Raw genomic sequence first — 23,502 nt, 5'->3', positions numbered from 1 at the left:
ACGGATACTTCTGAAGCCATCCATTGTGTACGATTATTATCACGGAACACAAGGGGCGGATCGAAAGCCGCTGTGAGCTGTAGGAGCTGATAGGCTGAAAGGATGAAGTATGAATGAGTACACCGCGAATTACGGTGGTTGGCAGTTTGAATATGGATATCGTCGTTTCTACGAAACGGATGCCGAAGGTAGGTGAGACGATACATGGGGAAGCGGTGCACTATGTACCGGGAGGCAAGGGCGCCAATCAAGCGCTTGGCGCAAGCCGCCTGACGGCTGATACCCGAATGATCGGCTGTGTCGGACAAGACGTCTTCGGCGAGACGCTGCTGCGGCAGTTGAAGGAGAATGGCGTTCGGGTCGAAGCGCTGGAAGCCGTGGAAGACCAGATGACAGGCACGGCTCATATCATGCATACACCTGACAATAATTGCATCGTGGTCGTATCAGGAGCCAATGAATCCTGTACGGCCTTATATGTGCAAGAACACAAGGATGCGATCCAGTCTGCTGATATTGTGATGGCACAGCTGGAAGTGCCGTTGGAAGCGGTCATGGAGGCATTCGCACTGGCAAAGAGCAGCGGAGCCCTTACGATCTTGAACCCGGCGCCTGCCCGGGCGCTTCCAGACGAGCTGCTGCAGCTGACGGACTATTTAACTCCGAACGAAACCGAATGGGAGTTCATTAGCGGCACAAGCGATCAGGACGAGGAACGGCTTGCTCATTCCATCATGGAGTGGCAGAGCCGCTATAGCTGTAATGTCATTGTAACGCGAGGCGAGAAGGGCGGGTCTTATTCGGTTAACGGCCGGTTAGTAACCGTTTCGGCGCCAAGGGTGAAGCCTGTGGATACAACCGGTGCCGGCGATTGTTTCAATGCGGGATTAGCCTATTCACTTGCCCAGCGCAGCCAAGTAGGCGATGCTGTCAAATTTGCCGTAACGGCGGCTTCGCTATCCGTGCAGAAATTTGGAGCCCAGAATGGCATGCCCACGCTGGAGGAAGTTCTTAGGGTGCAGCACGACTAGACTCCCATCGTCAGCACTCACTTGATGGCTGGATCTATAATTCGCCGCCAACTTATATAAGAAGAGAGCCAGTTCGTAATAGTGGAAGAGCTTGTAACCGCATAGAATGAGGGTAGGTACATGAGAGAGGAGTCCTGCACATGGCTATTCAATATCCTGTTATAACCGAGGAAGTCCGTCTTCACCGTTTGCGGCCGCCAACCGGCCGGATCAACATGGTGCTCGATACCGACACCTATAATGAAATTGATGATCAATTTGCGCTAGTGTATGCGCTGCTGTCTAAGGAGCGTATTAACCTCCAGGCTGTATACGCCGCGCCCTTCTTCAATGAACTATCCGAGGGCCCCAAGGACGGCATGGAAAAGAGCTATGATGAGATTGTCCGTATTCTTACCCGGATGAATGAGCCTGTCGATGGGTTTGTGTTCCGCGGGTCCGACAGATATTTGCCAGGCAAGGAGCAGCCGGTAGACAGCGAGGCGGTCCGCGATCTGATTGCGAAGGCGCTTGCCGCGCCAGACGATGAACCGCTCTATGTGGTAGCGATCGGGGCAATCACGAATGTGGCTTCCGCCATCTTGATAGAACCTGCCATTATCGAGAAAATCGTCGTCTTATGGCTTGGCGGGAACGCCTTGGATTGGAACGATGCAAGGGAGTTCAATCTCATTCAAGATGTGCCTGCCGCACAGGTCATCTTCAACAGCGGCGTGCCAACGGTACTTGTACCTTGCTTAGGCGTCGCATCTCATCTACATACTACACTGCCTGAAGTCGAGCGCTATGTGAAGGGACAAGGCGCGATAGGCGATTTCTTGGCAGAGCGGTACGAGGGCTGCAGCAGCGACCATTTTGCCCTTTCCCGGGTCATCTGGGATATCTCTGTCGTGGCCTGGCTGATCGAGTCAAGCTGGATCCCGACGACGCTCATCCATAGTCCCGTATTAACCGATCAGGTCACATGGAGCCGGGACACGTCCAGGCATCTGATCCGCTCGGCGCATTATGCTCATCGTGATCCGGTCTTTAGAGATCTGTTCGCCAAGCTGGCACGGTTTGCGGCCCAAACCGAATCAGGGCAGGAGCAGCTTGCCCAATCGTAATGTTATCGAATACACTGCGATCCTTGCATGAACGCAATGAAACAAGCCCGTATCGCTCATGGCGCATACGGGCTTGTTTGTTTATACGCTGGCAGGCTTGGAGAAGAAGGTCTTGAGTGCCTTGTAGACCTCGCTTTTCTCACGAATGATCGAATAGAGAAACTTTTTGTTGCCGATATGCTTGTAGGCCGACATCAGGGTGCTGCTCCGGTTGTATTGATTCACTTCGCCATAGCCAAAGATGTTCGACCGCTTCATAAGCTCTTCAATCAGCCGTACACATTTCTCATTATCCGAGGTGAGGTTGTCGCCATCAGAGAAGTGGAAGGGGTAGATGTTCCAGTTGGCAGTCGGGTACCGGCTGTCGATAATGTCCAATGCCTTCTGATAGGCCGAGGAGCAGATGGTTCCGCCGCTCTCGCCGCGGGTGAAAAACTCCTCTTCCGTCACTTCCTTCGCTTCCGTATGATGGGCGATAAAGACCATCTCGACATGCTCATATTTGCGTCTCAAAAATTTGCTCATCCAAAAAAAGAAGCTGCGGGCGCAATATTTCTCGAAAGATCCCATACTGCCCGACGTATCCATAAGCGCGAGCACGACCGCATTAGACTCGGGCTTGATGACCTCCTGCCAGGTTTTGAACCGCAGATCGTCCGGCGTAATGCCGCCGATTCCTGCCCGGCCTGCATTGGCATTGCGACGCAGGTTCTCCATGAGCGTCCGTTTCTTGTCCAGGTTGGACATGATGCCTTTCTTGCGAATATCCTGGAACACGACATCGGTTGTCTGGACCTGTTCCTTCTGCTTCTGCTCCAGGTTGGGAAGCTCGAGCTCCTCGAATAACATATCCTCAAGTTCGGCCATGCTGATTTCGGTTTCCAAGTAATCTTCGCCGGGCTGGTCGCCGGCCCCTTCGCCCTTGCCGGGCCCCTTCGCCTCTTGCGGATCGACCCCGAGCACATCGCCGACCTGCGTGTCGCCGTCGCCTTGTCCGACATGCTGCTTCTTGTTGTGATTATAGACGAAGCGATATTCGTCGATGCTCTTAATGGGAACTTTAATCGTGCGCTTGCCATTGGATAAGATGATGCTTTCGTCGGTGACAATGTCAGGAAGATTCTGCTTAATGGCTTCGCGTACCTTCTCCTGGTGCCGGGTTTGGTCCGTATACCCTTTACGATGCAGCGCCCAATCTTCACGGGACACGATGAACAACGGTTCTGTCATATTGGTTCACCCCAATTTCGATTCGTTAAGTAACTGTGCCGAGCAGATCTGGCGGCCTTCGGAGCAGCATAGGGGACAAGCTTATTGGCGTTTACTCTTATTGTTAATCATTGTATTCAAGTCCCGAACGGTTATGTGAGGCAAATGCGCCTGTTCATCTTGTTATCCGCTTCAAAGGCAGAGCACACGCGAAAAATCCGCATGACGTTAACGTCATGCGGATTTCAGAGTGAACCGTTAGGTGATGCTCATTGGAAGATGATTCCGACCAGGAATAGTCCAACCGTTCCGACGACAAGCAGCCCATTCAAGACGATTCCAACGATGGCGAACGCTTTGCGGCGGTCTCTCATACAAGCCCCGATAATGCCCAGAACAAGCCCGACAAAGGATAGACCGAGACTGCCGATCAGGAAGAGCCCCGATAGGAGAAGGGATACATTGGAACTGATCTGTTCGACATCTTGGATGATCTTGCCGTCTTCCGTAATGTAGTCCATAATGGAAGAGGTCACGACTACGATACAGATAATGAACGTAATGATGCTAACGAGTCCAATGATGAAAGAAGCGATACCAAGACCCGAGGTCTTTACCGGCTGTTCGGAAATCATCGGCTCTTGAACAGGGCTAAAGCCGCCGGGAGAATTGCTGTTGTTTTCATTCTCGTACATAGGACATAACTCCTTTATACCTCATGTTGTTTATTTCCTTACCAGGTATCTCATTATAGTTGCTCTCGTACGATTGTAACCGATTTGTTCCCGGTTAAGAAAGTCTATTTTCTTCTACATCAATGGAGGCGAATCAATTATGTTTTCTAGAGTAGGTGCTTACGGTGCTATTCACGCCCTGCTTGCCGTGGCTTTAGGCGCTTTTGGCGCGCACGGTCTAGAGGGGAAGATCTCGAATGACATGCTGGATGTTTTCGAAACAGGTGTGCGCTACCATATGTACCATGGACTTGGCTTGCTCCTGCTGGCACTGATCGCGGATCGGATCGGTACGAGTAAGAGAATGCTGTGGGCCGGGCGCTTGATGCATATCGGTATCTTTCTGTTCTCCGGCAGCCTCTATGCGCTAAGCCTTACGGATTTGAGCGTATTCGGTCCCATTACGCCGTTCGGCGGTGTCGCATTTATTGCGGCATGGGCGCTTACGGCGATGTCGCTCTGGCGGTCAAGCAGCCGCTGAGTGGCTGCTTTAGATATTGTGCTGCGACATGAGTACGAATACTCATCTTGCCTTAATGAAGAAGGAGCCGTCCTATGCTGGACGGCTCCTTCTTGCAGTTTTTATCCATCAGACGACAAAATCGTCTATTTCATTCCAGTTGAAGGCATACACCTGTTTCTCATCCACATGATACACGGTAATCAGCTGGGTGCTTTCATCAAATTGAATGACCCTGCACGGGATGTTGAGCTTAACTCCGTGGCCTTTGTTCACGCTAAGTCGGATTAATCGGTTCTCGGCGATGTAGCCTTTAATCCGTTCGCTTATATTAGGGCTGGCAACAGCTGCGGATGTGTCTTCGATTACAGTTTCCGGGGCTTCCGCACCACTCTTGGCATGCAAGGGGATAGGAATAGCGACTTTATCGGGCGCACTGCGTTGTTCCAGCTCGCGAATGATCTCACCTAGTTGAATACCGCTGTTGACGCGAAAATCGCTGGCCCCGGAGTTGTTCAAGAGATGAAGCAAGCGCTCCAAGGCGACAGCATTCGTCTTGCCTTCAACGAGAATGTCGACATTAAACAAATAGGTCATTTGACCTGTATCATCATCGTTGTTGATTGGTTTCATAAGGCCTCCATCAATTGCATGAATATATGTATCATATCATTAAATGGACAAGAATAGTAGCTTCCTCTGAGATTCTGAAGGGCTCATTATGGCTTATCCGGATGAGCGTATAGACCCACACCGAATCAGACTTTTGGCATATAGTGAAGAAGCGTATAATACGCGATTTCGCAATGCATATCGAAGGTAATTCCTTTGCGAAGGAGGTGGTTTCGGATGATGCGTATGGTTCCCATTTCACTGGAGAGCGGAGTCACCGTACTCGGCGTCGAAGTGAAGCTGCCCAAGACAACGCTGCTGGCGGTCGCGACAGACAAAGGATATATCATGTGCGGAGCGCTCGATGTCGCCTTATTGAATGAGCGCCTTGGAGACAGAGGAATCGTTGCCGGGCGTGCGGTAGGCGTACGCACACTGGAAGAGCTGATGGAAGCACCGCTGGAATCCGTCACCGTAGCAGCAGAAGCGCTGGGCATCACAACGGGGATGAAGGGTGCGGATGCAGTTCGTCTTATGGTATAAGCGTTTGCAAAAACATAACAGGGCCGTCACCCAAGCTCATTGGACCGAGCGTTTGGATGGCAGCCCTTTTTTGCATTTGATTGCGATATACTCCCGTGTGTCCGGGTAGATTAGGCTTCGAACAGCTTCTTCAGATTCGTATCGAACGGAGCCCGAACGACACCCTTCTCCGTAATAATAGCCGTTACATATTCATGCGGAGTCACATCGAACGCTGGATTGAACACTTTGACACCGCGGGGGGCGGTGCGCTTGCCGAATCCTTCCGTAACTTCTTCAGCGTCGCGTTCTTCAATCGGAATTTGATCGCCAGATGGCGTATTCAAGTCAATTGTTGACAGCGGGCACGCCACATAGAACGGAATGCCATGCGCCTTCGCCAACACGGCCACGCTATATGTGCCGATCTTGTTAGCCACGTCGCCATTGGCAGCGACACGGTCGGTGCCGACGATGACGGCATTAATCCAGCCCTTGCTCATAACCATGCCGGCCATGTTGTCACATATAAGCGTCACATCGACACCAGCCTGATGCAGTTCAAATGCAGTCAGGCGTGCGCCTTGAAGCACAGGCCGCGTCTCATCCGCGAATACCTTGAGTGAGATGCCCTTTTCTTGAGCGAGATAGAAAGGGGCGAGCGCGGTTCCGTATTTAGCCGTTGCCAGACCGCCGGCATTACAATGCGTCAATACGCCCATTCCATCCTCGAACAGCGTAAGCGCATGTTCACCGATCAACCGGTTCGTTTCTTCATCCTCGCTTTGAATCGCGATTGCTTCTATAAGCAGCGCGTCTTTGCAGGCTTCCAGTTCAAGGGAGCTGCCTGCCAGTTCAGCCGCACGGGCTTTCATCCGATCCAGTGCCCAGAACAAGTTGACGGCCGTTGGCCGTGAAGTTGCCAGCCTCGCAGCGGATTCGTTCACTGCTGCAAGCCATTCCGACTTACCGGCATCGACTGACCGGCTGCCAAAGATGACGCCGTATGCGGCAGCGATTCCAATGGCTGGAGCGCCGCGGACCTTCAAGTGGCGAATGGCTTCCCATACCTCTTCCACACCGGTGAGCGGCAGATAGACCGTTTCTTCGGGCAGAAGCCGCTGGTCGAGAAGGTCAAGCCTGTTGTCGGTCCAGATGAGTGATTGCAGAGCATTGCTGTTCGTTTGGGTCATGATGCTTGTTTCATTCCTTTCGTGTTAAGCTTTCGCCGCAGCAGAAGCGGTTTGAGCGGTTTGAATGAGCTGCTCAATGGAGCTGGCTTGACGGTTCAGCTTGATGAGCGATTTACCAATTGCCAGCGCTGCCCGCTGGGCTTGTTCCCGTACTGCGGCATCTTCGATGCGGTCGATGTCCGCCACATGCGCGAGACCGACGATACGGCGCACCATCTTACAGCCTGCGTATCCGATCGTATCTCTAAGCAGACGCAGCATGTAGTCGTCCTTGTATCCCGGTGCGGTCTTGGCTAGACGATCCTGGCCGTGCTCGTCCCACAAGGCGCGGAATTTGGCCTCGAATTTGGTCCAGACCTCGCGTACTGTTTCGAGCAGGTAATTCTGGTAATCAAGGACCGCATCGTCATCATGATCCCAGCCTTCGCGGGCAGCATAGTTCAGGAGAAGGTTAGCGATGACCGCCCCGATATCGAAGCCCATTGGCCCGTAATAAGCAAATTCAGGATCGATCACCTTCGTCGATTCTGGCGTAATGAAGATACTTCCGGTATGGAGATCGCCGTGCAGCAGCGCCTGGGCCTGTGTCAGAAACTTTTCACGGAGAAGGGCCACTTCAACATGCAGCTGACCATCGTTCCAAAGGGCTTCCGCTTCATCGCGGATGGCGTCTTCGAAGCTGTTATTCTCCGCGTCGGTGTATGGATCGTCGAAGATAAGGTCCTCTGTGATCTTGCACAGCTCCGGATTAATGAACCGGCCGACGTTCAGCTTCTTATCCTGTTGATTCATGCCCAGATCGGACGTGAAGAACAGCGTTTGTGCGATAAAGGTGGAAATATGCTCGCTAAAGAGCGGGTACCGTCCGCCTTCGATCAGTCCGCGGCGCATGATGACATGGTCGCTCAGATCCTCCATGATCGTCAAGGCGAGCTCCGGATTGTATAGATACACTTGCGGAACCAGGCCAGGCGCAAGCTTGCCTTCCAGCTGGAGAGCCTCGCTCTCAATGCGGGCACGGTCAAGGGTAAGCGGCCATGATTCGCCAACGACCTTGGCGTAAGGCAGGGCTTGCTTCATGATCAAGCTTTGCCCGCTGGCCGGATCGCTGATATGAAAAACGAGATTTAAGTTGCCATCGCCGATTTCGCGGCAATTCAATGGACCGGAGCCCGGGAAAAAGCCTTCTAGGGATCGGGCGATTTCTATCGCTTCTTCTTCGTTTAATGGATGATAAGCAGACACTGCTTGTCCACCTCCAATAATGGGTAATAGATAAGGGCCTTCGTTCGTACGTTTGACCTTAAACAAGTATAGCGAATTCTTTTTCGCGTTGGAATACCTCGTTTGGTACAATAGAAGGGAATGATAAGAGCGGCGAGGGATGAATATGACCATTATAAATGAAGACGTGGCGTTGAAGGAATGGGCGGTCGCAGTCGAAGCCCTCTCGGAAGGCAAGCAGATCCTGGTGCTGCGCAAAGGCGGGATCGCAGAGGAAACGCGTGATTTTCGACTCGTCAGCCCACACTTCTATCTGCTGCCTGCCTATGAGCACCAGAAGCCGGAGCTGCTTAAAGAGGCATATCGGGGCGGCATCGCCAGAACGCTTGATGAATGGAGCCCGGAAGCGGGAACCGTGCGTATTCGTGCTTACGCCGAAGTTGTGGACGATATTGAGATTCACGACCAGACTAAGCTTAACAGAATAAGGGAATACCATATTTGGACTGATGCATTCGCGGAAGAAAGGCTCAAGTGGAGACGAGTTAAGCCGCTTCATCTGCTGCTGCTCCGCGTAAGTCTTCTGAACAAGCCGATCGATATCCCGATGAAGGCGGCATACACCGGCTGCAAATCATGGGTTTCTCTAGAAGAAGATCTCTTGAGACCGGGGACGCGGCCTGTGTTGAGCGATCGAGAATTTCATGCGCACGTGTCCGAAATTAAAGGAGCTCTAGGGCTGTAAAGACGTCACTTTTCCGACTTTGGGGAGAGGTGTTGATTGATTTATAATGGGATTCATATTAAAATGATTATTGAGAATCAATGAGAATCATTTTAGAATAATTATAATTGAGGGATCCTCGCATAGAGACATCCGAACCACGGAGGGAGCAGTATACATGGCAACGCAGTTTGTGATTGATGGCTTGAAGGCCGCGATCGAGAATAAAGAAATTTTGAAGGGCATCAACCTTGAAATTAAAGGTGGCGAAGTCCATGCGATCATGGGTCCGAACGGAACGGGCAAGAGCACGCTTGCATCGGCACTAATGGGGCATCCCAAATATGAAGTAACCAGTGGAGCGGTCACGCTGGATGGCGAGGACGTCTTGGATATGGCTACGGACGAGCGCGCACGCGCCGGCTTGTTCCTGGCGATGCAGTATCCAAGTGAAATTGCCGGCGTCACCAACTCGGACTTCTTGCGCAGTGCGATCAACGCGCGCCGCGAGGAAGGAAAAGAAATTTCGCTGATTAAGTTTATCCGCCAGATGGAGAGCAAGATGAAGGAGCTCGAGATGAACCCCGAGTTCGCTCACCGTTATTTGAACGAAGGCTTCTCCGGCGGCGAGAAGAAACGTAACGAAATTTTGCAGATGCTGCTGCTGGAGCCCAAAATCGTCGTTCTGGACGAAATCGATTCCGGTCTTGACATCGACGCGCTTAAAATTGTTGCAGCAGGCGTCAACGCTATGCGTTCCGAGGACCGCGGGTTCTTGATTATTACTCACTATCAGCGTCTGCTTGGCTATATCAAGCCTGACTTTGTACACGTTATGATGCAAGGCCGTATTGTCAAATCCGGCGGACCGGAGCTTGCGGAGCGTCTGGAGAGCGAAGGCTACGATTGGGTGAAAGAAGAACTGGGTATCGTCGACGAAACGGTTGGCCAGGTTTAACGGAGGGGGAGCATCGACTATGAGTACACAATTAACTACTCCGGTAAATCGTCAATCGGCCGAAGCGCTATCCCGGAGTAAAGGCGAGCCGGATTGGCTCGGGGCACTGCGCGCCAAGGGTGCGGAGCTTGCGGAAACGCTGGAATGGCCAAAGCCGCAAAAGACCCGGATTGACCGTTGGAATTTAAATGCTATTGGCGTATACAAGCCGCAGACGACTGTCTCTTCGACAGACGAGCTGCCGGAAGCCGTCCGAAACTTGAGCGGGGAAGCGCCTGCCGGTCTGATCGTACAGCGTAATTCCGGTGTCGTGCTTAAGCAGCTGTCAGCAGAGCTTCAAGCGAAGGGCGTCCTGTTCACCGACCTCGAGACCGCGTCGCGAGAGCATGCAGACCTTGTTCAGAAGCATCTGAACACTGTGGTGGCACAGGATGAGAACAAGCTGACTGCGCTGCACTCGGCTGTGTGGAGCGGCGGGGTATTCATATATGTGCCCAAGAACGTCGAAGTGGAGCTGCCGCTGCAAGCCTTGTTCTTCAGTGACGATGTAGAAGCAAGTTTCTCCCGGCACGTGCTGATCATCGCCGATAGCCACAGCAAGGTAACCTATGTAGAGAATGTCGTAACCGACTATTCGGACACGGCTGAAGCGCAGTCGCTCGTTCAGCAAGCAGTCGTTGAAGTTATCGTAAAGCCAGGCGCACAGGTTCGTTTCGCGGCTGTACATCATATGGCCGAGAATGTCATCGACTTGACAACACGCCGCGCGCTCATCGAGAATGACGGACGCATGGAATGGGTTATCGGCGATTTGCACGACGGACATACCCTGTCGGATACGCAATCGCTGCTGAAAGGAAACGGATCGACATCGGATGCGAAAGTGATCAGCATCGGTAAGAACAAACAGCAGATGAACCTGACGACAGGCGCTGTTCACTTCGGCCGCAGCTCGGAGAGCGGAATGGTGACGAGGGCCGTTATGAAGGATCAGGCGACAGCGATCATTAACGGCATTACGAAGATCGAGAAGGGTGCAACGAAGGCGAACGGGCAGCAGACGGAGAAAGTGCTCATGCTTAGCCCGAAAGCACGCGGAGACGCGAACCCGATCTTATTGATCGATGAAGACGACGTGAAAGCCGGACATGCGGCGAGCGTCGGTCAAGTAAACCCGGAACAGGTCTACTACCTGATGTCCCGCGGTATCTCGAAGCAGGAAGCGGAGCGGCTTATCATTCATGGTTTCTTAGCTCCCGTCGTCTCGGAAATACCAATCAAGGCGGTGCGAGAGCAGCTTCAGCAACTGCTTGAAAGGAAGCTGGAAGTATGAACGTAACTGCGATTCGGGAGCAATTCCCGATTCTGCATCAAGAGATCAACGGTCATCCGCTCGTTTACTTGGACAGCGCGGCGTCTTCTCAGAAGCCGCGTTCCGTCATTGATGCAGTTATGCGCTATTATGAGCTGGATAATGCCAATGTTCACCGGGGTGTCCATACGCTTGGTTCCCGGGCGACGGATGCGTACGAAGGCGCTCGCGAGAAGGTTAGAAAATTTCTGAATGCGGCCAGTACGCAGGAGATTATATTTACCCGCGGGACGACGACGGCGTTGAACCTGGTTGCTAGCAGCTATGCCCGTTCTGTATGCGGGGAAGGTGACGAGATCGTGCTAACGCCGATGGAGCACCACAGCAATCTTATTCCATGGCAGCAGGTGGCCAAAGCAACCGGAGCGACGCTCAAGTACATTCCTCTTCAGCCGGACGGAACCATTCGGCTCGAGGACGTCGAGGAGACCATTAACGAACGGACGAAGATCGTCTCCGTTATGTATGTCTCGAACGTGCTTGGCATCGTCAACCCGGTGAAGGAAATTGCGGCGATCGCTCACCGCCACGGTGCGAAGATGGTCGTCGACGGCGCTCAGAGCACGCCGCATATGCGCGTGGATGTTCAGGATTTGGATTGCGACTTCTACGCTTTCTCCGGACACAAAATGTGCGCGCCTACAGGTATCGGTGCTCTTTACGGGAAGAAGGCGCTCCTGGAAGAGATGGAGCCGATCGAATTCGGCGGCGAAATGATTGACCACGTCGACTTGTATGAGTCGACATGGAAGGAGCTGCCTTGGAAGTTTGAAGGCGGTACGCCTATTATCAGCGGCGCTGTCGGTCTCGGCGCAGCCATTGATTTTCTGGAAGAAATCGGACTCGATAACATTGAAGCGCATGAACACGCTTTGTCAGCATATGCTTATGAACGGTTGAGTGCGATCGATGGTATCACGATCTATGGGCCGAACCAGAATCGTGTGGGAATCGTCACGTTTAATATCGGCGATGTTCATCCTCATGATGTTGCGACGGTGCTGGATACGAAAGGCATTGCCGTTCGTGCCGGACATCATTGCTGTCAGCCGCTTATGCGCTGGTTGAATGCTTCTGCTACAGCTCGTGCAAGCTTTTATTTATACAATACCGAAGAGGACGTTAACCGTCTTGCGGACGCCCTCCATCAGACAAAGGAGTTCTTCGGTTATGCAATTGGATGATTTATACCGCCGCGTCATTATGGATCATTACAAAAATCCGCGCAACCGCGGAACTTTAGAAGAAGATGCGATTTCCATCAGCCTGAATAACCCGACCTGCGGCGACCGCATTACGCTGCAGATGCAGGTGGAGGACGGAAAGGTGAAGCAAGCAAAATTCTCGGGTGAAGGCTGTTCGATCAGCTTGTCTTCGGCGTCGATGATGACAGAAGCTGTCCAAGGCAAAACACTGGAAGAGGCGCTGGCTCTTGCCGATCAGTTCTCTTCCTTGGTCAAGGGTGAACCGGCGGAATTCGAGGATTACGAGGATATCGAGGCACTCTCCGGTGTATGTAAATTCCCGGCGCGAATCAAGTGCGCCACTCTCGCTTGGAATGCGCTGCGTAAAGGTATCGAGCAGCAGCAATAATAATGGGGCGCCTTGTGCGCCACCAAAGGGAGGCTATTTTCAATGGCTAAACAAATGCCTGATTTATCTGAATACCAGTATGGTTTTCGTGACGAGCATAAATCGATCTTTCAATCCGGTAAGGGGCTGACTCCCGAAATCGTACGCACGATTTCGGAGATGAAGAACGAACCGCAATGGATGCTGGACTTCCGTCTGAAATCGTTGGAGCAGTTCTACAAGATGTCTATGCCGCGTTGGGGCGGCAATATGGACGACTTGGACTTTAATGATATTCAGTACTACGTGAAGCCTTCCGAGAAGCAAGGCAAGACTTGGGAGGAAGTACCGTCTGAGATTAAAGAGACGTTCGATAAGCTGGGTATTCCGGAAGCGGAGCAGAAGTTCCTTGCCGGCGTTTCCGCACAGTATGAATCGGAAGTCGTTTATCACAGCATGCAGGAGGATCTCGAGAAACAGGGCGTAATCTTCACGGATACGGATACCGCGCTGCGAGAATATCCAGAGCTATTCCGCGAGCATTTCGCTACTGTTGTCCCTCCATCCGATAATAAGTTCTCGGCACTCAACAGCGCTGTTTGGTCAGGCGGCAGCTTCATCTACGTTCCAAAAGGCGTGAAGTGCGAAATTCCACTGCAGGCTTACTTCCGGATTAACTCTGAGAACATGGGTCAATTCGAGCGTACGCTCATCATCGCGGACGAGGACAGCCTCGTTCACTACGTTGAGGGCTGTACGGCGCCTGTCTACAGCACGAACTCGCTGCATAGCGCGGTCGTTGAGATCATCGTGAAGAAGAACGCGCGCGCCCGTTACACGACGATTCAGAACTGGGCACCGAATATTTTCAACCTCGTTACGAAGCGTGCAGTAGCGGAAGAGAATGCGACGATGGAATGGGTTGACGGAAATATCGGCTCCAAGCTGACAATGAAATATCCTTCCGTTATACTGAAGGGCCGCGGAGCAAAAGGAATGGTGCTCTCCATCGCCGTTGCCGGCAAAGGGCAGCATCAAGACGCAGGCGCAAAGATGTATCACCTGGCACCGGACACGACGTCCACGATTGTTTCGAAGTCGATCAGTAAGCATGGCGGGAAAGTAACATACCGCGGGCTGGCTTCGTTCGGACGTAATTCGGAAGGCTCCAAAGCAAATATCAAATGCGATACACTGATTCTGGATAACCAGTCCACATCAGATACGATCCCTTACAACGAAATCCTGAACGATAATATTACGCTGGAGCATGAAGCGACCGTCTCCAAGGTTTCAGAGGACCAGCTCTTCTATCTGATGAGCCGCGGATTGACGGAAGCGGAAGCGACGCAGATGATCGTTATGGGCTTCATTGAGCCCTTCACGAAAGAGCTTCCGATGGAATATGCCGTAGAAATGAACCGTCTCATCAAGTTTGAGATGGAAGGCTCCATTGGCTAATTGTAGTATGGGAAAGCTTTGCTTGCAGTGATATAAATCACTGTGGGCAAGGCTTTTTTAATTCAATTGTAATAGCTATTGGGTCATTTGAAATATCGTGATACCTTTTTGATACCGTTTAGTCAAATCACTCATTTGCCTAACGCATCATAACTATCATTGAATCCGTAGATTTTTTCTGCGGATTCTTTTTATTTCTGATAGCAAATCCAAATATAGTGCGTGAATGGATACCTAACATTCCTATCTCCAAATAATCCCAAATATTTTTCTCTAGATGAAACATAACCCTGTTGAATTTGAGAAAATAAACCCGAAGATTGTCACAATTTGTTGAGACATTTTATGGAATAAAATGTTATTATGAATCAGGAAATAGTTAATAGAAATAATTATTATTGTTTACTTTCGTAGGACTAAAAAAATGGGGAGGCTGCAATCAATTAGAGTTTCCTGATGTACATGTATCGTTGTGTTGCAGGTTTACAGAAAAGGCTCACAATTTTAACTGGATTATTGCGTTGTACATGTACTTAGCCAAGGAGGAATTTAATTGTTTAAGAAAAGATGGACGAAACTCGCAATCATATCTACGCTTGCCATGACACTGATCTCCGTACCGGTCACACAGGCGGCGGGCATTTCCCTGAATATCAACGGCAGCATCGTCCAAAGTGATGTTCAACCCACGTTCATAAAAGGAACGATGCTTGTCCCCGTACGACATGTGATGGATACATTCGGAGCAACGTTGAATTGGGACGCTGCTACACAATCAGTGACTGCTGTTAAGGGCGATGTCACAATCACAATTATTCTTGGCAACAAGGCTGCAACTGTTAAGGTTGGTTCCCAAGTATCCCAAGTAACACTTGATCAGCCGGGTCAAATCATTGATAACAGGGTTATGGTTCCGGTTCGGTTCCTGGCAGATCAATTAGGAGCAAAAGTGGAGTGGAACAAGAATCTCCAGTCCGTTATTATCACATCGCTTGACAGCTCCTCATCTGGTACACAAGGAACGAAAGGCGACCAAGGTGAAAAAGGAAGCAAAGGTGACAAAGGCAATAAGGGCGACAAAGGAGACAAAGGAGACAAAGGTGACAAAGGTGATAAAGGGGACAAAGGGGAGACTGGAGCAACAGGCCCGGCTGGTTCTGGATCATCTGGTTCAACAGGTGCTACCGGAGCACAAGGCCCAGCAGGCCTAGCTGGAGATAAAGGAGATACAGGGGCTACAGGTCCGGCAGGTCCAGCAGGTCCAGCAGGTGCTACAGGCCCGGCAGGTCCAGCAGGAGATACAGGAGCTACAGGAGCAACAGGTCCAGCAGGTCCAGCAGGCCCAGCAGGCCCAGCAGGATATTCATCCATTATTCCATTTGCATCGGGCTCAGCGATCTCGATGACTACGATTGCTGGTGGGTTAAGTGGAACAAGCAGTGTGGTTGGTTTCGGGAACTCTGCTACAGGCATACAACCACTGGGGGGAACAATCGATCTTACAGGTGATTATAACGGCAGCAGCATCAATTATGCGTTCTCGGTGCCGCGTTCAGGAAAACTAACGTCCATTTCAGCTTATTTCAGCACGACGACGGCATTGAGTCTGGTTGGTTCGACAATTACCGTTACTGCACAATTGTATCAATCGGATACTCCGAATAATACATTCACTCCAGTTCCTGGAGCTATAGTCACGTTGGCTCCATCACTTACTGGTGTTATACCTCTAGGAACCGTCTCCAACGGCATAAATACTACTGAATGGAATATTCCTGTATCTGCCGAGACACGTTATCTTCTTGTCTTCTCTGCAACAGCAACCGGGCTCAGCTTGGTGAGTACAGTCAGTGGATATGCCAGTGCTGGTATCGCGATAGAATAGCACTTCGGAATGTCAGTTGCTTCCTTGATATGGGTATTGAACGAATAGCAAAAAACTCCGGTACGCTGTAATCGCGCACCGGAGTTTTGTTATGGCTACATATAAACTTGCTTCACCTCGAAGGAGTGATCCAGCGACAAATCAATGAAGTGTTCATCGATTTGGACAAGTGGACGGAAGAATTCGGAGGGATGCGTCATAATAATCGTTCCGACTTCGCCGCTATGCAGCTCCACCTTCTTGCCGATAAAGTTCGGTATCATATGCCTGATGAATGTATGGGTGGTCGTTGGATCCAACTCCGAGAAGCTCATCCGGTACAGCTCGCGGAGCACATATAGCAGGTCTCGCTTCTGTTGATAGACACGGGATGAGATCATGGCGCTGTACACATCGGCTACCGCGACGATCTTGGAGACAGGGTGCATCTCATCGCCGGTAATTTCATACGGATAACCGCTGCCATCCATGCGTTCGTGATGCTCAAGAGCTACTATAGCAGCCAGAGAATCTTTGCCGAAGGAGGCTTGTATAATTTGATGGCCGTCAATCGTATGCCGCTTGATCAATTCGAACTCTTCCGGCGTTAAGCGGTCCGGCTTATTCAGAATATCATCCGTAATGCGGCACTTCCCGATATCATGCAGAAAACCGGCCTGACCGATCTTGACGGATTCCTCTTCGTCATATCCGAGCCAAGAAGATAAGTAATACGAAAGCATGCCTACCTGAACCGAGTGCTGGTATGTATAGTCATCCTTGGTATTGAGCAGGAGCAGCATAGACACGACATCGCGTTCCATCTTGAAATTATCGACAAGCGGCTGGAAGGTAGCCGAAACATCGTCCTCGGCGATAACCCCGTTTTGAAGCGCATTCAAAAACAATTGCTCGCATCCTAAGATAACCTCTTGATAGATCGGCTCAACCGTCGGCAGCCACTTAGGACTTAAGCCTGATTCAATTGTGCGGTTTAAAGGTGCATCTGCTTGCCGGGTTTCAATATCGACATAATCGATCTGATGTTGGAACAGAACTGATATTTCTTTCGCGAACAAGGTTGTTCCCTTCGATAATACGTGCAAACCATAGGAGTTGAACGCATCATTTGCCAACTTATCGCCATCTTTAATTTCTGTTACATGTACCCTCATGATCCACCTCGAACGTTCTCGTTTCTCTCCATTAATTAAGTCTATGGTAGCAATAAATCAAAGAATTGGCAATAAGAGCAAATAGGAATAATACGTTTAATCATCATACTACGAAAATAAATAGGCGAAAAGTCCTGAATTTAGATAAAGTATATGCATTTTGGAATATAATGGCCGGTCCAATGGGAGTTATTATTAATTACCAAGAATCTCCGTATAAATCCGTCTAGCGGTAATGGGATCCTCGGTGCCTTGTATTAAAGCCCGACCGTCTGGAAAAATAACGATCAGATGGTGATCATCGCGATGGTAACGGAGGAGAAACGGGTTTCGTTCCACGCGGCCGATTCGCCCCAGTCTTTTCTCAAGCTCGTCTAATGAGAGCGAAAGCGTGCTCTGCGGCGATATTTGGATCGTATTGCGGCCGCATAGAGAAAGTGCGGCCGTCTCCGGGTGACCGTGCTCCAGAAACGTGAAATCACGCTTCGCGCAAGCAGGGCAGTCTGCTCTTTTCGAGCCATCTGTTTTAAGGGGCATCCAGCGATGCTGCCAGAGGTCGATTTGAAAGAGCGTCCCGTGAAGCGCAGCCCGATTGCCGCTTAGCCATTTTAAAGCTTCAGCGGCTTGTAAGGAGGCCACGATATCGACAGCAGGGGATATAACGCCCGCCGTATCGCAAGTATCGACAGCGCCTGCCGCAGGCGGATTCGGGAAGAGGCAGCGGAAGCAGGCAGTTTCTCCTGGAATATAGGTCATGGTCATTCCGGAGGCACCTATGACACCTCCGTAAATCCAAGGAATATGATGTTTTAAGCTGTAGTCGTTCATGAGATAGCGGACAGAAAAATTGTCTGACCCGTCTACAATAAGATCGGCTCCGGCAAGCAAAGCGTCCGCGTTTGCAGACGTAAGATCCGCGACGGTGGATTCGATGCGTACCGAGCTGTTGATCGCACGCAGATGAGCAGCTGCGGCTTCAGCCTTCGGAAGCGCAAGGCTGACGTCTTCTTCGGTGTATAAAACCTGACGCTGCAAATTGCTGCGTTCAAGCACGTCACGGTCAATGATCCGGACGCATCCTACCCCCGAACGCACCAAATGTTGAGCGGCAACGGAACCGAGGGCACCCATTCCGACAACGGCAACGCAGCTTTCGGAGAGGCTGCGCTGCCCCTCCTGACCGATGGGGGCAAACCGGATTTGACGTGAGTACCTGTCGTCAGCACGACTAGAATCCGACTGGGAGGAATGAGACAAATGGACACCTCCAAAAGTTTTGTGAGCACAGCGCCTCCGAAGGAGCGGAATCGAACAAAACTCACTGCGGAAGGATATGCAAAAAGTTTTGTGAGCACAGCGCTTCCGAAGGAGCGCGAACAAAACTCGTTGCGGAAGGATAAGCTTAAAGTTTTGTGAGCAAAGCGCTTCCGAAGGAGCGCGAACAAAACTCGCTGCGGAAGGATATGCTATCAGTTTTGTGCCTACTGCTCGGCAGAGGCAGCAGGGTTCCATGGACCGAGCTGGTGACCCTTCCACTCTGAACCATCGTCCCATATTTCACGTTTCCAGATCGGCACGATTTGTTTCAATCTCTCGATAGCATAGCGGCTTGCATCATAGCAATCTCCGCGATGGGGAGCCGATACCGCAATAACGACACTGATCTCGGCAATGTCGACAACACCGATTCGGTGGGTAATGGCGCATAAGGCACCCGGCCATCGCACAGAGATCTCGTCGCCGATTTGGCGGAGAGTCTTGATCGCCATCGGAATATAGGCCTCATACTCAAGGCGCGTCGTACGTTTGCCTTGCGTCCACTCCCTGGTCGTACCGGTAAAGGTCAGTGCTGCGCCGTGCTCGGGCACGATGACCAAGGCAGTGACGGCCTCAACGGAGATAGGATTCTGTGTAATCGCATACCGTTTGTCTTCATTCGCATCAGAGGCAAGCGCGGCCGTCTCTTCCCCTCCGGATACCGGAGGAAGCAGCGCGAGCTCATCCGTGGCATGGATGAGCTCGTCATCTGCCGCATAGGCTTGATTACAGGCAATAAAGGAGACGAGAAGAAGCGATTCATGCTGTGCATATTCGCGGATAAGCGCCTGCTTCAGCTGAGCTGCGGTTAATTGTTCCTTCTCAAGCATTATCGTGATATTGGGTGTGCCGAACCGCTCGGCAAGACCAGCGAATAACTGTAGTTTCCATTCAAATGTCATGGCAGGGAACCCCTCAATTTGACTCGTTTTCGTTCTAATAGCATACCATAATATATTTGAAAATGTTATGCTGAAAGCAAAGACGTAAGGGGAGAGTGAAACCATGTCCGCATTAACGGATCGCTTTGGCCGCGTACACGATTATTTGCGAATTTCCGTAACAGACCGCTGCAATTTACGGTGCTTATACTGCATGCCGGAAGAAGGCGTTGAGTTTGCTCCATCTTCGGATTTGCTCACATACGAAGCGATTGTCGAGGTCGTCGAGACAGCGGCAAGCCTTGGCATCTCTAAACTTCGGATTACTGGCGGGGAACCGCTCGTGCGCCCCGGACTGGACGGTCTTATAAGCCAGCTCTCAGCCATACCTGGCATCAAAGATATCTCGATGACGACCAATGGCATCATGCTTGCTGAGCGCGCAGAGGCGCTTCGCAGTGCTGGCTTGAATCGGGTCAACATCAGTTTGGATACGCTCGATCCCGCTCGTTTTCGTATGATTGCCAGAAGAGGGGATCTGAAGCGAGTCATGGAAGGCATCGAAGCCGCGGTACGTGTTGGATTTGGTCCGATTAAACTGAATTGCGTCTTATTAAAAGGCATCAACGAGGATGAAATCGCCTCTTTCCTCAAAATGAGCTTTGATCAACCGCTGCATGTCCGCTTTATTGAATATATGCCGATAGGCCATGCGGATGAAAATTGGAAGACGCACTACTTACCTTTATCCCGCGTTCTAGAAATTGCTGAGCAGCAGCAATTCCAAGTCGCTCGATTGCACGATATCGTGGGCAACGGACCTTCCGAGGATTATCGGATCGCCGGCGGCAAGGGATCGTTCGGGCTTATTCATCCGGTGAGCGATCACTTCTGCGAGAGGTGCAACCGGTTAAGGCTAACGGCGGATGGAAGCTTGAAGCCTTGCTTGTATTGGGTAGACGAGTTGAACGTCAAGAATGCGCTCGGCGATGCGTCGGCACTGCGCGAATTGTTCATGCGGGCGCTCGATATTAAGCCGCTTAACCATGAGATGGCCGCGAAGCTGTCCGATGAAGCGCAAAGCCACGAACCGACCGCAAGGCGGATGTCACAGATCGGCGGATGAAGTTGCGCGAAGCTTAAACAAGTCTCTTTTTGAGTGGAAAGGAGTATCTATATCATATGGGGACCATGACTAATGGGGCAATTCGAATCGAGCATCCAGGAACAGAACCGGCATTAACGAGCGCCGAGGCAATGGCCGGGCTGGCGGGAAGCGTGTTCCCGCTGGCCAAGCGCATCGAGGACGGTATTGGCGAAGCATTTGAGTTTGCAAAATGGTACGAGGCTTGGCGGAAGTTGAACGGCTTGGGAGCAGATGCTCCACACCCTACTCATCTGAAGGTGGAGGCTGCCGATACTTTCGAGGCCATTATTCCATGGGAGCAATTGAAAGACGCCGCAATCCAGTTTTCCATTGGAGGCAAGCCGCTTGTCAAGGGTGGACCGGTCAGATTATATGCGCCGAATGGATCAAGCGCCTGCTTGAATGTAAAGAGTATTGTAAAGTTCCTGTTTGTTATGGATATCGATCATCGTGATTATGTCGCATATGGATTTAAAAACACGGTTTCCACGCAAGAACTGCTGAAAAAACCGTAATTCTTCCAGAAGACGGAGGCAATCATGAACGAAACGTCACAAGATGCGCCGGAAGTCGTGCTGTTGTACAGCAATGACATACATAGCCGCTTGGAGCAGGCTGCCAAGATGGCCTCCTACATCGCAGATTCGCGGAGAATGCATGGCACTGATCGTGTACTGGCGATCGATATCGGCGATCATATGGATCGGATGCGTCTCGAAACAGAAGGAAGCGATGGCCTGGTCAATATTGAGCTGCTCAATGAAGCAGGGTATGAAGCGGTCACCCTAGGCAACAACGAAGGCCTTACATTTACAGTCGAACAGCTCGAACAAGCTTATAGCCGCGAAGCGAAGTTTATGACGATCTGCGCCAATATGAGGCGAACGGATAAAAGCGACCAGCCCGAATGGCTGCAGCCCTCCACGATTATCCGCAAAGGATGCCTGAAGATCGGTCTGATTGGGGTGACGGCGGCATTCTCCGATTTCTACACCTTACTGGGCTGGGATGTCACCGATCCGCTTGAAGAGGTACAGGCTCAGGTGTCAGCGCTGCGGAGCCGGGTCGATGTCCTGGTCGTGATGTCGCATCTTGGCCTTACATTGGACAGGCGGATGGCGCAGGAGGTCAACGGAATAGACCTTATTCTTGGCGGGCATACGCATCATCTGCTGGAGGAACCGGAGCTGATTGGGACAACTAGGGTATGCGCGGCAGGCAAATTCGGTGAATATATCGGCCGGATTGAGATCAGGATGGATCCTGTAACCGATAGACCGTCTTACAGCACAGTATGCGTGCCCGTCGCAGCGTATGAAGAGCAGCCTGAGGCATCTGATATCATTAAAAGCTATAAGAATACGGCTGCCGAGCGACTGGCGATTGTCGTTACGAAGCTTGCGTCACCGATGCCTGTTCGTATGGACCGTGAGTCGCCGCTTGGCAATCTGCTGGCTGCGGGATTGCGCCGTTGGGCGGGGGCCGAAATCGGGATCGTTAACACAGGCCAGCTCCTTGGCGGTTTAGCAGAAGGGGACGTGACAGAGGGCGAGATTCACGCTCTCTGTCCTTCTCCGATCAATCCATGCGGAATGAGGCTGACCGGCCGTGCGATTCTGCGCGCATTGGAGCAGTCGCTTCTTAGTGAATATATCGATAAACCGATCCGCGGCTTCGGCTTCCGCGGCTCGGTGCTCGGTACGCTGGCGGTGGATGGTATGAACATTCACTGGAATCCGGATCGGCCGGCATTTGACAAAATCGTTTCCATTACAGTAAATGATGAACCGTTCGACAGTAACCGTGTGTATACGGTTGGGACGATTGACATGTTTACGTTCGGAGTTGGCTATGAGACAATCAAAAGCGGCACCGAAATCAGGTATTTTCTTCCAGAGTTTATTCGCAATGTGCTTGCAGAGGAGCTGCGCAGCAATGATGCGCTTGCGGACTGCCGCCGACAACGCTGGATACCTGAGGAAGCTTAAGGATGGATGAGTCAAAGCTAAAGGAGCGAGGATGAATAGCGCATGGGAGATATCATTAACGCGATAATTCTAGCCATTGTTGAAGGGCTTACCGAATTTTTGCCGGTCTCGTCGTCCGGTCATATGATTCTGACGAATAAGCTGCTGGGCTATTTACCGGATAACCAACAGATCATTACATTCGAAATCATTATCCAGCTTGCGGCCATTATGGCAATTGCGCTCGTATACCGGGAGAAGATTGCAAGCATTCTCGGCGTATCGCGTAAGACAGAGGTCATCAAGCTCAAGGACTTTTCCTCGAAGGACGGTTCTCGGCGCAAGATGAATCTGATTCACATCGCACTTGGTATCGTTCCGGCATTGCTGCTTGCCTTCCTGCTGCGGGATGTCATTAAGGGCGAAGGCTTTAACCAAACCCCGGTGCTGATCTCCCTAGTTGTCGGCGGCCTCTATATGTGGGCTGCTGAATGGCTCGTGGAGACGAAACGGATCCGCACCGTTTCAGATACACTGGATGACATTACATACAAGCAAGCGTTCCTGATCGGCCTTCTTCAATGTCTGTCGCTGTGGCCGGGATACTCGCGTTCAGGCTCGACGATTGCAGGAGGGATGCTGGTCGGCACCAGCTACAGAGCTGCTGCGGATTTCTCTTTTATCATGGCAATCCCCATCATGGCAGCCGCTACAGGCTATGAACTGCTGGAAAATTACAAATATATACAAGGCGATAATTTGATGTTCTTCATCATCGGTTTTATCGTATCCTTTGTCGTTGCTTGGTTGGTCATTGTTGTTTTTCTGAAGTATATCCAACAAATAAAGCTGAAATATTTTGCCTTCTATCGGTTTGTATTGGCTGCTTTATTCTGGGTGTTTGTCATGCAGTAAGATCGAATTTTACTAGTTCTTGTCGAGTTTTGACGAAAAGAGTTATTGCTCTTTTTCC

Annotated in this window: 23 protein-coding genes; 15 read left to right on the top strand and 8 right to left on the bottom strand. The window is 51.2% G+C overall.

The annotated features are described in order from the left end of the window. Positions 1-113: 113 nt before the first annotated feature. Both rbsK and NNL21_RS07770 read left to right on the top strand, forming a co-directional pair. Positions 114-1,031 carry a ribokinase gene (gene rbsK / locus NNL21_RS07775; RefSeq protein WP_204817807.1) on the top strand — a complete coding sequence of 306 codons (918 nt, stop codon included), beginning with the start codon at positions 114-116 and terminating at the stop codon, positions 1,029-1,031. A 140-nt stretch (positions 1,032-1,171) separates the two neighbouring features. Further along, positions 1,172-2,137: a nucleoside hydrolase gene (locus NNL21_RS07770; protein WP_204817809.1), complete on the top strand. Its 966-nt coding sequence runs from the start codon at positions 1,172-1,174 to the stop codon at positions 2,135-2,137. Positions 2,138-2,218: 81 nt separating this feature from the next. On the opposite strand, the gene yhbH is transcribed toward NNL21_RS07770, so the two are convergent. Together yhbH and NNL21_RS07760 are read right to left on the bottom strand one after the other, a co-directional pair. Continuing rightward, the gene (gene yhbH, locus NNL21_RS07765) at positions 2,219-3,367 is read right to left on the bottom strand and encodes a sporulation protein YhbH (RefSeq protein ID WP_204817811.1); all 1,149 of its coding nucleotides are present in this window, start codon (positions 3,365-3,367) and stop codon (positions 2,219-2,221) included. Between the two features lie 248 nt (positions 3,368-3,615). Further along, the gene (locus tag NNL21_RS07760) at positions 3,616-4,041 is read right to left on the bottom strand and encodes a hypothetical protein (RefSeq protein ID WP_204817813.1); all 426 of its coding nucleotides are present in this window, start codon (positions 4,039-4,041) and stop codon (positions 3,616-3,618) included. 139 nt (positions 4,042-4,180) lie between these two features. On the opposite strand from NNL21_RS07760, the gene NNL21_RS07755 reads away from it, so the two are divergent. Continuing rightward, a complete protein-coding gene (locus NNL21_RS07755; RefSeq protein WP_204817816.1) occupies positions 4,181-4,561 on the top strand; it encodes a DUF423 domain-containing protein in 381 nt (126 codons plus the stop codon). 108 nt (positions 4,562-4,669) lie between these two features. On the opposite strand, the gene NNL21_RS07750 is transcribed toward NNL21_RS07755, so the two are convergent. Further along, positions 4,670-5,173, bottom strand: coding sequence for a hypothetical protein (locus NNL21_RS07750; protein WP_204817818.1), 504 nt, complete (start codon positions 5,171-5,173; stop codon positions 4,670-4,672). A gap of 216 nt (positions 5,174-5,389) precedes the next feature. On the opposite strand from NNL21_RS07750, the gene NNL21_RS07745 reads away from it, so the two are divergent. Further along, positions 5,390-5,695 carry a YunC family protein gene (locus tag NNL21_RS07745; RefSeq protein WP_204817821.1) on the top strand — a complete coding sequence of 102 codons (306 nt, stop codon included), beginning with the start codon at positions 5,390-5,392 and terminating at the stop codon, positions 5,693-5,695. Between the two features lie 110 nt (positions 5,696-5,805). Here NNL21_RS07745 and mtnA read toward each other — a convergent pair whose 3' ends face one another. Both mtnA and mtnK read right to left on the bottom strand, forming a co-directional pair. Beyond that, positions 5,806-6,867, bottom strand: a complete 1,062-nt coding sequence (mtnA, locus tag NNL21_RS07740) for an S-methyl-5-thioribose-1-phosphate isomerase (RefSeq protein ID WP_204817823.1) — start codon at positions 6,865-6,867, stop codon at positions 5,806-5,808. A 24-nt stretch (positions 6,868-6,891) separates the two neighbouring features. Further along, a complete protein-coding gene (mtnK, locus tag NNL21_RS07735) occupies positions 6,892-8,112 on the bottom strand; it encodes an S-methyl-5-thioribose kinase (protein ID WP_204817825.1) in 1,221 nt (406 codons plus the stop codon). A 145-nt stretch (positions 8,113-8,257) separates the two neighbouring features. Here mtnK and NNL21_RS07730 point away from each other — a divergent pair, with 145 nt between their 5' ends. From NNL21_RS07730 to NNL21_RS36195, 7 genes are all read left to right on the top strand, one after another. Next, positions 8,258-8,836 (top strand): DUF1802 family protein, encoded by a 579-nt coding sequence (locus NNL21_RS07730; RefSeq protein ID WP_309145314.1) that lies wholly within the window; start codon positions 8,258-8,260, stop codon positions 8,834-8,836. Between the two features lie 157 nt (positions 8,837-8,993). After that, complete coding sequence (gene sufC / locus NNL21_RS07725) at positions 8,994-9,773, top strand: Fe-S cluster assembly ATPase SufC (protein ID WP_204817829.1); 780 nt, start codon at positions 8,994-8,996, stop codon at positions 9,771-9,773. Positions 9,774-9,792: 19 nt separating this feature from the next. Then, positions 9,793-11,106 carry a Fe-S cluster assembly protein SufD gene (gene sufD, locus NNL21_RS07720; protein WP_204817831.1) on the top strand — a complete coding sequence of 438 codons (1,314 nt, stop codon included), beginning with the start codon at positions 9,793-9,795 and terminating at the stop codon, positions 11,104-11,106. Beyond that, on the top strand, positions 11,103-12,329 hold the full coding sequence (locus NNL21_RS07715) for a cysteine desulfurase (protein ID WP_204817833.1): 1,227 nt from the start codon (positions 11,103-11,105) through the stop codon (positions 12,327-12,329). Before sufD ends, NNL21_RS07715 begins: the two co-directional genes overlap by 4 nt. Further along, positions 12,316-12,738, top strand: coding sequence for a Fe-S cluster assembly sulfur transfer protein SufU (sufU, locus tag NNL21_RS07710; protein ID WP_204817835.1), 423 nt, complete (start codon positions 12,316-12,318; stop codon positions 12,736-12,738). Before NNL21_RS07715 ends, sufU begins: the two co-directional genes overlap by 14 nt. A 42-nt stretch (positions 12,739-12,780) precedes the next feature. Beyond that, positions 12,781-14,178, top strand: coding sequence for a Fe-S cluster assembly protein SufB (sufB, locus tag NNL21_RS07705; protein ID WP_204817836.1), 1,398 nt, complete (start codon positions 12,781-12,783; stop codon positions 14,176-14,178). Positions 14,179-14,731: 553 nt separating this feature from the next. Continuing rightward, positions 14,732-16,063, top strand: coding sequence for an exosporium glycoprotein BclB-related protein (locus NNL21_RS36195; protein WP_305880709.1), 1,332 nt, complete (start codon positions 14,732-14,734; stop codon positions 16,061-16,063). Between the two features lie 95 nt (positions 16,064-16,158). Here the strand turns inward: NNL21_RS36195 and NNL21_RS07690 are convergent, their stop codons facing one another. The 3 genes from NNL21_RS07690 to NNL21_RS36190 form a co-directional block, all read right to left on the bottom strand. Further along, the gene (locus tag NNL21_RS07690) at positions 16,159-17,217 is read right to left on the bottom strand and encodes an HD-GYP domain-containing protein (RefSeq protein WP_204817837.1); all 1,059 of its coding nucleotides are present in this window, start codon (positions 17,215-17,217) and stop codon (positions 16,159-16,161) included. A 195-nt stretch (positions 17,218-17,412) separates the two neighbouring features. Further along, a complete protein-coding gene (locus NNL21_RS07685; RefSeq protein ID WP_256555110.1) occupies positions 17,413-18,474 on the bottom strand; it encodes a ThiF family adenylyltransferase in 1,062 nt (353 codons plus the stop codon). A 224-nt stretch (positions 18,475-18,698) separates the two neighbouring features. After that, complete coding sequence (locus NNL21_RS36190; protein ID WP_204817838.1) at positions 18,699-19,436, bottom strand: molybdenum cofactor biosynthesis protein; 738 nt, start codon at positions 19,434-19,436, stop codon at positions 18,699-18,701. Between the two features lie 103 nt (positions 19,437-19,539). On the opposite strand from NNL21_RS36190, the gene moaA reads away from it, so the two are divergent. Genes moaA through NNL21_RS07655 form a run of 4 tightly spaced genes read left to right on the top strand, consistent with a single transcriptional unit; the run spans position 19,540 to position 23,444 of the window. Beyond that, entirely contained in the window at positions 19,540-20,541 is a 1,002-nt protein-coding gene (moaA, locus tag NNL21_RS07670; RefSeq protein WP_204817839.1) for a GTP 3',8-cyclase MoaA, read from the top strand. 56 nt (positions 20,542-20,597) lie between these two features. Then, positions 20,598-21,077, top strand: a complete 480-nt coding sequence (locus NNL21_RS07665) for a hypothetical protein (RefSeq protein WP_204817840.1) — start codon at positions 20,598-20,600, stop codon at positions 21,075-21,077. A 24-nt stretch (positions 21,078-21,101) separates the two neighbouring features. Beyond that, the gene (locus tag NNL21_RS07660) at positions 21,102-22,550 is read left to right on the top strand and encodes a bifunctional metallophosphatase/5'-nucleotidase (protein WP_204817841.1); all 1,449 of its coding nucleotides are present in this window, start codon (positions 21,102-21,104) and stop codon (positions 22,548-22,550) included. Between the two features lie 42 nt (positions 22,551-22,592). Further along, the gene (locus NNL21_RS07655) at positions 22,593-23,444 is read left to right on the top strand and encodes an undecaprenyl-diphosphate phosphatase (RefSeq protein WP_204817842.1); all 852 of its coding nucleotides are present in this window, start codon (positions 22,593-22,595) and stop codon (positions 23,442-23,444) included. Positions 23,445-23,502: the final 58 nt, after the last annotated feature.

The sequence above is a fragment of the Paenibacillus mendelii genome, from assembly GCF_024498075.1.
Taxonomy (GTDB): domain Bacteria; phylum Bacillota; class Bacilli; order Paenibacillales; family Paenibacillaceae; genus Paenibacillus_Z; species Paenibacillus_Z mendelii.
Note: the sequence above shows the minus strand (reverse complement) of the source record. Positions and strands in the feature narration are given on the sequence as shown.